General features: G+C 62.6%; 7 protein-coding genes and 1 tRNA gene. 6 read left to right on the plus strand and 2 right to left on the minus strand.

The features are described 5' to 3' along the window. Genes CFB24_RS17595 through CFB24_RS17610 form a run of 4 tightly spaced genes read left to right on the plus strand, consistent with a single transcriptional unit; the run spans position 1 to position 6868 of the window. Positions 1–795: a nucleotidyltransferase family protein gene (locus tag CFB24_RS17595; RefSeq protein ID WP_088521946.1), complete on the plus strand. Its 795-nt coding sequence runs from the start codon at positions 1–3 to the stop codon at positions 793–795. Next, entirely contained in the window at positions 771–3866 is a 3096-nt protein-coding gene (gene addB, locus CFB24_RS17600; protein ID WP_088521947.1) for a double-strand break repair protein AddB, read from the plus strand. Before CFB24_RS17595 ends, addB begins: the two co-directional genes overlap by 25 nt. After that, positions 3863–6601 (plus strand): double-strand break repair helicase AddA, encoded by a 2739-nt coding sequence (addA, locus tag CFB24_RS17605; RefSeq protein WP_088521948.1) that lies wholly within the window; start codon positions 3863–3865, stop codon positions 6599–6601. Before addB ends, addA begins: the two co-directional genes overlap by 4 nt. A 3-nt stretch (positions 6602–6604) precedes the next feature. Continuing rightward, positions 6605–6868: a Hint domain-containing protein gene (locus CFB24_RS17610; RefSeq protein WP_088521949.1), complete on the plus strand. Its 264-nt coding sequence runs from the start codon at positions 6605–6607 to the stop codon at positions 6866–6868. Positions 6869–6912: 44 nt separating this feature from the next. On the opposite strand, the gene CFB24_RS17615 is transcribed toward CFB24_RS17610, so the two are convergent. Beyond that, positions 6913–6987 (minus strand) — tRNA-Val (locus tag CFB24_RS17615). Positions 6988–7077: 90 nt separating this feature from the next. Beyond that, complete coding sequence (gene cpdR / locus CFB24_RS17620; RefSeq protein WP_088521960.1) at positions 7078–7434, minus strand: cell cycle two-component system response regulator CpdR; 357 nt, start codon at positions 7432–7434, stop codon at positions 7078–7080. A 258-nt stretch (positions 7435–7692) separates the two neighbouring features. Between cpdR and CFB24_RS17625 the strand changes: the two genes are divergently transcribed. Together CFB24_RS17625 and hisN are read left to right on the plus strand one after the other, a co-directional pair. Continuing rightward, entirely contained in the window at positions 7693–8604 is a 912-nt protein-coding gene (locus CFB24_RS17625) for an N-formylglutamate amidohydrolase (protein ID WP_088521950.1), read from the plus strand. Positions 8605–8857: 253 nt separating this feature from the next. Next, complete coding sequence (hisN, locus tag CFB24_RS17630) at positions 8858–9673, plus strand: histidinol-phosphatase (RefSeq protein ID WP_088521951.1); 816 nt, start codon at positions 8858–8860, stop codon at positions 9671–9673. The last annotated feature ends 258 nt before the right edge of the window (positions 9674–9931 follow it).

The raw sequence follows: 9931 nt of genomic DNA on the forward strand, positions 1-9931 counted from the left end.
ATGAACGCGCGCCCGGAAAAGGCTTTTGTGTTCGCCGCCGGCCTGGGCACGCGTATGCGGCCGCTGACCATGACGCTGCCAAAGCCTCTGGTTCGCGTGGGCGGCAAGACGATGCTCGACCATATGCTGGATCGTCTGGACGAATCCGGCGTCGACGACGCGATCGTCAATGTGCATTGGCTCGCGGATCAGGTCGAGGAAACCGCCAAACTCCGCTGCCGCCCATCCATCGAAATTTCTGATGAACGATCGCTCCTGCTGGATCAGGCGGGCGGAATCATCAAGGTTTTGGACCGGTTTGAAGGCAAGCCTTTCTTCATCTGCAACACAGACGCTTTGTGGGTCGATGCGCCCTCGCCGCAAGTCGCGCGCCTGCGCGACCATTGGGACGCTGACAAGATGGACGTCCTGCTGCTGCTTGCGAACCGCGCCGAGAGCCTGGGGGCTGAGGGGCGCGGCGATTTCTTCATTGACGCAACCGGCGCGCTGTCGCGGCCTGGCCTGAATGAGGAAGCTCCTTTCACCTATGCCGGCGTCGGCGTGATCAAGTCCTCGCTTTTTGAGGGCCGCGACGTCGCGCCGCTCAAACTCGCGCCGTTCTTTTTTGAAGCGGCCGCGCGCGGCAGGCTTTATGGTCTGGTCTTGCAGGGACGATGGTTGCACGTCGGAACCATCGGCATGATCGAGCAGGCTGAGGCGGCGTTCTCGTTGCGGTTGGACGCGCACGGCTCGACCGCTTCCGCCGACGCGCCAGATTCGAGGGATCCGACTTGCGGCCCCGTGTATTCAACATAGCGCCAGGCTGCCCGTTTCTCGAAACATTCGTCGCAGCTCTCACCCAAGGCGAGGTGATTCCCGGGATCGGCCAGGGGTCGGATCCGCTCGCGCTCGCTGACCTAAAAATCTATGTGCCCACCCGTCGCGCCGCGCGCGCGCTGGCTTTGGAACTCCTGCGGCAGCGCGGACGCTCGCCGCTGTCCATGCCAAAGATTCTGCCGCTTGGCGCGCTGGAAGACGACGGGTCCGAACTTAACAGCCTGTTCCAGTCGCAACTGCCGCGCGCGGCCGGCGAACTTGAACGCCGTATGATCCTCGGCGAATTGATCCTCAATTGGTCGGCGCGGCTGAAACAGGCGATCGTTTCCATCGACGAGGATGGCGCGGTTCGGCATGCGCCCGAGACCATTCTGGTCGGAACCCAGCCCTCCGACGCCTGGCGGCTGTCGGGCGAACTGGCTCAATTGATCGACGAAATGATCATTGAGGACGTCGCCTGGAAAAATCTCGAAAATCTCAACGGCGATTTCGACGAATATTGGCGCGTCACGCTGCATTTTCTGAACATCGCCGTCGAAGCCTGGCCAAAGATCCAGCAGGAACGAGGCTTTGTCGATCCCGCGGCGCGGCAGAAAGCCGCCCTCGCCGTGGCTGTCGAAACCATAGGGCATACGGATCAACCGGTCGTGGCTCTCGGATCGACGGGTTCAAACGTCGTCACGGCGCAGCTCCTCGCCGCCATCGCCCATGCCAAACGCGGCGCCGTCGTCCTTCCCGGCCTCGACGTTCATCTCGACGCCGACGCCTTTGCGGCGCTGTATAGCCCATCCGCCCGGATACCAACCCATCCGCAAGCTTTTCTCGCGCGCCTCACCCGAATTCTGGGCGTCGCCCGCGAAGATGTCGTGTCCTTGGGCGCGCCGCCGGCCCAATTGGCGATGCGCGAAAAATTCCTGTCCGAGGCGTTTCGCCCGGCGGAAAGCACGCATCAATGGCGCGCATGGCGCGCCAGCCACGACGACAGCTTTCTCAAAGCGGCTTTGGACGATGTCGCGCTGATCGAAGCGGCCAACGAGCGCGAGGAAGCGTTGGCGATCGCCCTTTGCTTGCGCGAGGCGCTCGACAACCCTGACCGCGTCACCGCGCTCGTCACGCCGGACAGGGCGCTGGCCAGACGCGTGCGCGCCGAATTGCTGCGCTGGAACATCGAAATCGACGATTCGGGCGGCGTCTCCCTAGGTTCGACGCCCGCGGGCGTCGCGTCGCGGCTGATTTTGCAGGCTCTGTCTGGAGGCGCGGCGAACTGCGCCGCCTTTCTCGCCCATCCGCTCGCAAATTTCGGGTTGGGGCCGGAGGTCAGGAAGCTGGCGCGGCTGTTTGAACTCGGCGTTCTCCGCTCTGGCGTGCGACTCTCCGGAAGTTGGAGCGCGACCGCCGTAGCGGCGCGCGAGGCCGCGCAGCGGCGCGATGCGCATCCGCGCCAGAAAAGTCTTGGCGACGACGATTGGGCGGCGCTTGAAGATTTCGCGGGCAAGCTGGACGCCGCCTTCGAACCCTTGCGCGCCATCAAGGGCCGCGCGAGCTTGAGCCGGTGGATTGAGGCGCATCGCGCCGCGCTCGGCCTCGCCTGCTGCGACGACGCGACCCCTTCAATCGCAGGCGAGGAGGGCGAGGCGCTGGCGCTGTTCTTCGATGAACTGGCGCAGGCCGCGAGTCCCCGCTACATTTTCGATCATGACGCCTATGCGGCGTTTTTCGACGCCCTGATCGCCGACCGCGTGCTGCGTCGCGCCGAGAGCGGACACCCGCGTCTGCAAATTCTCGGCCTGCTCGAAGCGCGGCTCTATGGCGCCACCCGGTTCATTCTTTCCGGTCTGGACGAAACCGTCTGGCCGCCGGAGGCGAATAACGATTCACTGCTCAACCGGCCAATGCGCGAGGCGCTCGGTCTGTCGTCGGTGGACCGGCGCATCGGGCAAACCGCGCATGATTTCTGCCAGGCTCTCGGCGCCCGGGAAGTCGTCTTGACGCGCGCACGCAAGCGCGGCGGCGCTCCGACCCTACCCTCTCGCTTTCTTCAGCGCATGGAGGCCTTGGCGGGCGCGGAAGTGTTCAAGGAGCTGCGCGCGCGCGGCGCGCGCTGGCTCGACATGGCGCGCGGCCTGGACCTTTCAGAGCCGGCGCCGCCCTTGAAGCGCCCGGAGCCAAAGCCCGCGCTGGACTTGCGGCCGCAAGCGCTGTCGGTGACGAGAATTGAAACGCTGCGCCGCGATCCCTACGCCATCTATGCCCGGCACATCCTGCAGCTTGAGCGGCTGCCTTCGCTCGATGAGAAATCGGGCGCGCGCGAAATCGGCATCCAAATGCACGCCGCCCTGGAGCAGTTCTGCCGCGACCATCCTGTTGGACCCTTGCCGGCCGACGCGCGCGCAATCCTGCTCGATCTCGTCAGGAGCAAACTCGGCGCGGCGCTCGACGATCCTGAATTCACGACATTTCGGTGGCCGCGTCTCGAAAAGGGCCTCGACGTCTATCTGGCCTTCGAGGCCGAGCGCCGGCCGAATTTGAAAAGGCTGTGCGTCGAACAGAGCGGCGCCTTGTCGATTCCGTTGCGGGACGGCGCGAGCTTTCGGCTGACCTGCAAGGCTGACCGCATCGAGATCCTGTCGAACGGCGACATTGCGGTTTGCGACTACAAGACGGGGGAAGTCCCGACCATGGCCCAGATCCAGGCGGGCTTCTCGCCCCAGCTTACGCTGGAGGCGGCGATGATCGAGCGCGGCGCCTTCACGAAGATTCCCGCAAGTCCCGTAACCGCCGCTTTTTACATTCCGGTCGGCGGCGCCAAGGCCGCGGCCGTTGAAATCAAGCCCAGCGCGCGGTCCAAGGACAAGATGGAGTTTGCGGATCTCACGGCGGAACATTTTTGCGAACTTGTGAGCTTGCTCAACGATTTTCGCGATCCCGCCCGAGGCTATCCGGCGCGACCGTTTCCCCAATTCGCCTCGCGATTCAACGAATACGACCATCTGGCCCGAACGCGGGAGTGGTCGGTGGTTGGATCGAATGACTCATCGGACGACGCATGAGCGTCGAACGCCCGATCCCCGAAAAAACGCGAAGCGATCAGACGCGGGCGTCCAACCCGCGCAATTCGGCCTGGGTCGCCGCCAACGCCGGGTCGGGCAAGACGCATGTGCTGGCGCAGCGCGTGATTCGGCTCCTCCTGAACGGCAATCGGCCCAGTCGGATTCTTTGCCTGACCTTCACCAAAGCCGCCGCCGCCAATATGTCCGAGCGCGTGTTCCGCACCTTGGCCCATTGGTCGACGCTCTCGGATGCGGACTTGAGCGAGGCCATCGCCGCCACTGGAGAACCGAGACCGGAGCGGCCGGACGAGCTGGCGCGCGCGCGCATCCTGTTCGCGCGGGCGCTGGAAACGCCCGGCGGCTTGAAAATGCTGACGATCCACGCCTTTTGCGAGCGCCTTCTTCATATCGCGCCGTTCGAGGCGAATGTGCCCGCCAGTTTCTGCGTGCTCGAAGACGCCCGCAGGGATGCGCTGCTCGATCAGGCCCGCCGCGACGTCCTGACGGCCGCGCAAACCGACACCGCCTTGTCCTCGGCCATCGCCCGCATCACCGACGAGATCGGCGGCGTTTTCGACAAGTTCTTCAAGAGCGCTCTGGAAAAACGCGCCTTGTTCCGGGCGTTGAATTCGGACAAGGCCGAACGCGATCTGCGGGCCGCGCTGGGTTCGGAGCCGGGCGACACTGTCGACGCGGTGACGAAAGCGATCGTGACGGAGGGGCTGTCGCCGGACGAGTGGCTCGCCTTCGCGGACTTCATGGCGACGGGCGGCGCCAACGATCAAAAGCGCGCCCGCGCCTTGCGCGACGCCTATGAGCAATGGCGGTCCAACGATCTGGACGCCGCGGTTCAATCACTGGCGTCCGTCTATATGAAAAAGACAGACGGGGCGCCGGCGGTTCTGCTCACCAAGGCGCTCGCCAACGCCCGCCCGGATATTTTGGAAGCGTTGGCGGCGGACCAAATGCGCGTTCTGGCGCTTTGGGACCGGCTGGCCGCCGCGCGCATCGCCGAACGGACGATGGCCCTGAGCGTCGTCGTGAACGCCATCCAGGACCGCTACGAGCGCCTGAAGGCGACCCTGCAATGCGTCGATTTCGACGACATGATCGATCGCACCTTGAACTTGCTGTCTCGCTCCTCGTCCGCCTGGCTGCTCAGGAAGCTCGACGACGGCATCGACCATATTCTGCTCGATGAGGCGCAAGACACATCGGCGGCCCAGTGGGAAATCATCGAGCGAATTTCCGCCGATTTCTTCGTCGGCGAGGGACAGGCCCGACGCCCGCGCACGATTTTCGCCGTCGGCGACGAAAAGCAGTCGATTTTTTCCTTTCAGGGCGCGCAGCCCGACCTGTTCTCCGCCAAGCGTCGAGACCTCGCCCGCAGGATTCGCGAGGCCGAAGCCTGTTTTGAACCGGTTGAGTTGCACCTGTCCTTTCGGTCCGCGCCCGGAGTCCTCGACGCTGTCGACAAAGTCTTTGCGACGCCGGAAAGGAGCCGGGGCCTGTACGCCGGAGATGAGCATGTCCCGACCGTTCATGAGGCCTGGAAGCGCGACCTGCCGTCCATCATCGAACTCTGGGATGTCAAAGCGGCGCAGGACCGCGAGCCAAGCCGCAACTGGAAGCTGCCGCTCGACTACCGCGATGAAACCGATCCGGCTGTCGCATCGGCGCGACGAATCGCCGGCGTCATCGCGAAATGGTTGAAGGAGGGGGAAGTTGTCGGGACGGGCTTGCAAGCGCGGCCCGTTCAAGCCGGGGACATCATGATTCTGGTGCGGCGGCGCGACGCGTTTTTCGAGGCGATGATTCGCGCGCTGAAAGAAAAGGGCGTTCCAACAGGGGGGTCCGACCGCCTGCAACTGGCGCAACATATTGCGGTGATGGATCTGCTCGCCATCGCGCGCGCCGCCCTGCTCCCGGAAGACGACCTGAACCTCGCCACGGTCCTGAAGACCCCGCTGTTCGGCCTGAGCGACGAGGACTTGCTGATCTTGGCTCCGCGTCGCGAAGGCGCGCTGATTGACGAACTGAAAGCCTCGTCTGTGCTGGCGTATCAAGCGGCCTGCTCCAAGCTCGACCTCCTGAGCCAGATGGCCGAGGTTTTGACGCCGTTCGACTTTTTCGCGCGCATGTTGGGCCCGATGAGGGGACGCAAAGCGATCCTCGCCCGGCTTGGTCCTGAAGCCGGCGACGTTCTCGACGAATTGCTGAACCTGGCCCTTGCGCATGAGAGCGGCGCAGCGCCGAGCTTGCAGGCGTTCATCACCGAGATTGAATCGTCCAGCGGGACGATCAAGCGCGATTTGGACAGCAGCGAGGGGCAGGTGCGCGTGATGACCGTTCACGCCGCCAAGGGGCTTGAGGCGAAAATCGTTTTTCTCCCCGACGTCTGCTCGACGCCCACAACCCGGCTGGATCTGCCGATCTTCGCGGTGGACGGAGGGGCCAGCGGGCCGCTTCCCGTTTGGTCGCCGCGGAAGGAACAGGACTGCGCCCAGTTCTCCAGTCTGAGGGATGCGAGGAAGGACGCGAACCTGGCTGAGTATCGACGGTTGCTATATGTCGCGCTGACGCGGGCGGAAGAGCGAGTTTATATCGCCGGACACCGGGGCAAACTTGAAATGTCCGGAGAGAGTTGGCGCGCGATGATTGAACAGGCGCTGGCCGGAGACATGACCGAGGCGCCCGCGCACTGGGCGGATGACGAAAGCGTCTTGCGTCTCTGAAAGATGGGCCGCACCAAAGTTGCGGCGCGTTTCGCCGAGCCAATCCACTTTTATCCGGTTCGCATCAAGGCCGGCGCGCTGGGCGAAGGCGTTCCCAGCCGCGACCTGCCGCTGTCACCCGATCACGCCGTGCTGACCGACGACGTGCTGGTCCAGACCGGCGCGCGGGTCGATGGCGGTTCGATCCTGCGCGAGACGCATGTGCTGGAAACCTTCGTCTATGACCGGCAATCGTTTCCCGGAGAAACTTGTCTCCAGAAAATTTAAAGCCCTGAGTTCTGGATTATCCAGAGATCTCAGGGCTTTAGGAATGGTGGGCGCGACAGGGATCGAACCTGTGACCCCTACGATGTCAACGTAGTGCTCTCCCGCTGAGCTACGCGCCCAAACCGTTTCGGTTCGTCAAGGGTGACGGGTGTATATCGATTCGTGACAGTTAGCGCAAGCCTCAAGTCTGCAGAATTTTTGCTGAAGCTTCACGCGGCCAGCAGGCGCGTCACCTCATTGACCAAATCCTTGAGGTGGAATGGCTTTGACAAAATCTTGGCCTGCCTCGGCGCCTGGTTGTCCGGATTGAGCGCCACCGCCGCGAAGCCGGTGATGAACATCACCTTGATGTCCGGATCGAGTTCCGTCGCGCGGCGCGCCAGCTCGATACCGTCCATCTCCGGCATGACAATGTCTGTCAGCAGCAGTTCAAACGGCTCCTCACGCAGACGATTGTATGCGGACAAGCCATTGTCGAAGGAAACCACAGCATAGCCAGCGTTCTGCAGCGCCTTCACCAGGAAACGCCGCATGTCGGAATCGTCCTCAGCCAGCAGAATTTTGATGGATCCAGTCTCAATGCGGTCGTTCATGGCACCCTCGTTTTCTTAGGTCGATAAAGACCCACCGTGGTAAAAAACAAGTGAAAAGCGGGATTAAGGTTGCCATAAATTGCCGTGAAAGAAAGCGAGACACCTTATCGCGAGCTTTTGGGCAGGAAAACGGCAGGTGGACAAATTTCGTCTCAAGGCTCATTTATCCGGTGTGGCGATCCGTCGCGGGTCTCCCTGACAACATACAGCCGCGTTCGAGGCGACTCTTCCATGCAGGCGATTTCGCCGTGCGATGACAATCCTGTCCCGTCTCCGTGCGAAATCGCGGAGCCGGCGGCGCTGACCTCGCCGCTGGTGTTCTCGTCGCCCCACTCAGGTCGATTCTATCCGCCCGAGTTCCTCGCTGCGTCGCGATTATCCCCGCAGGCCTTGCGATCCTCTGAAGACATGGCCGTTGACCAATTGTTCGCCGCCGCCCCCATTCATGGGGCGCCGTTGCTTAAGGCCAATTACCCCCGCGCTTACCTTGACGTGAACCGGGAGGCTGGCGAACTCGATCCAAAACTGTTCGATCCGCCGCCGCCGGCGCATGCAAAATGCACCTTGCGCGTCGCCGCAGGCTTGGGCGTCGCCCCGCGCGTCGTCTCGGAGGGGCATGCGATTTACGCCGGAAAAATCCCATTGTCAGAGGGGCTCGCACGGATTGAGGCCGTTCATCGTCCCTATCATGCGCAACTCCGACATCTCATGGAGCGCGCCTGGGCGAAGTTTGGCGTCGCCATTCTCATCGATTGCCATTCGATGCCCTCGCGCATGCCGACGGGCAACGCTCATCGTCCCTATGAACCGGTCGCGGCGGATATTGTGATCGGTGACCGGTACGGCGCCAGTTGCGACCCCCAATTCGCACATCAGGTCCACGCGTTCTTCTCGGGGCTGGGTTATCGCGTCGCACGCAACAAGCCTTATGCCGGCGGGTTCATCACGGAACATTACGCGGCGCGTGCGCGGAACCATCACGCGCTGCAAATCGAGATCAACCGCGCGCTGTATATGGACGAGAAAACTTTTGAACTTTTGCCCGCCTTCGAACGGGTTAAAGCCGATATGGCCCATCTGGTCGCCACACTTGCCTCAACGCAACCACTTGCGCGCGCAACGCCCAGGCAGGCCGCGGAATAGGAAAAAGACCGTCGGTTCTCTCCTGCTCAGGTTTATAGGGGCAGACCGGGTCGCGGCGGGCATGGCGCATTGTCGAGCTTATGGGCCCCGAGCAAATTGCAATAAATTCGCATCTTTCAGATCGTCACGCTTCGTTAAATTTTCTGATTCGATTCGCACGCGCCGCGCCGCAAAAAGGCGCATCCAGGAATTCCAGTGCTGGCCTCAGGCCGCGGTTCATGGCATTTCTGATCGATCCAATCGGGAGAGCGGCATGACGGCGATTGATTTCATTCCTTTCGTGGAGCGACTGGCGACGGTATCCGGCGAAGCCATCATGCCGTTCTTCCGCACCGCCTTCGCGCTCGACGACAAGAACGTCGGCGGCGTGTTCGATCCGGTGACCGAGGCGGACCGCGCCGCCGAAACCGCCATGCGTCGCGTGATCGGGCAGACCTTTCCCAGCCACGGCCTGATCGGCGAGGAATTCGGCTCGCGCGAGGCCGAATCCGAATATGTCTGGGTGCTCGATCCGATCGACGGAACGAAAAGTTTCATATCGGGCCTGCCGCTTTGGGGGACCCTGATCGGGCTGCTTCACCAGGGCTCGCCCTGCTATGGACTGATGAATCAGCCCTTCACCCGCGAACGCTTCTACGGCGACGGACACGCTGCGTTCTGGTCGGGGTATAACGGCGGCAACGAAAAGACGATTCGAAAGCTGCGCGTGCGGCCCTGCCATGAACTGGAGCGCGCGACGCTGATGACGACCTCGCCGCAGCTCATTCCGGCAGAGTTGCGGCCGCGGTATGAGGCGTTAGAAAGCAAAGTGCGGCTCACGCGCTACGGCGGCGATTGTTACGCCTATTGCATGCTCGCCGCCGGCCAAATCGACCTCGTGGTCGAAGCCGGGCTCAACATTTACGATATCGTCGCGCTCATTCCGATCATCAAGGGCGCTGGCGGGATCGTCACCACCTGGGATGGAGGAGAACCTTCCAAGGGAGGCGCCATCGTCGCGGCGGGCGACAAACGCGTCCACGAGCTGGCCCTCCAAATCCTGAACGCCCCTGAGGCTGACAAATCCTGATGGGCGCTTCGGGCGCGCCCCCTGCCGTATCCTGTTGTTTTTATTACAATTTCAGATTTATTTCATTTTTTTGTCGTTTTGGAGTTGACGTTTTCGGTGGTCTCGCCTTATAAGCCGGACATCGACGGCGTCGCTGCCGGTCACTGGCGGCGGACGCTGACTTGTCTTCTCTAGACCTTCGTGGTTTGGCCGGCTAGGTCGCCGGGTGGGGACGTTTTCGGGTTTAGGGTAGGTTGACGCTTTCGGGTGTTTAGCCTA

The sequence above is a fragment of the Rhodoblastus acidophilus genome, from assembly GCF_900187365.1.
In the GTDB taxonomy this organism is placed as follows: domain Bacteria; phylum Pseudomonadota; class Alphaproteobacteria; order Rhizobiales; family Beijerinckiaceae; genus Rhodoblastus; species Rhodoblastus acidophilus.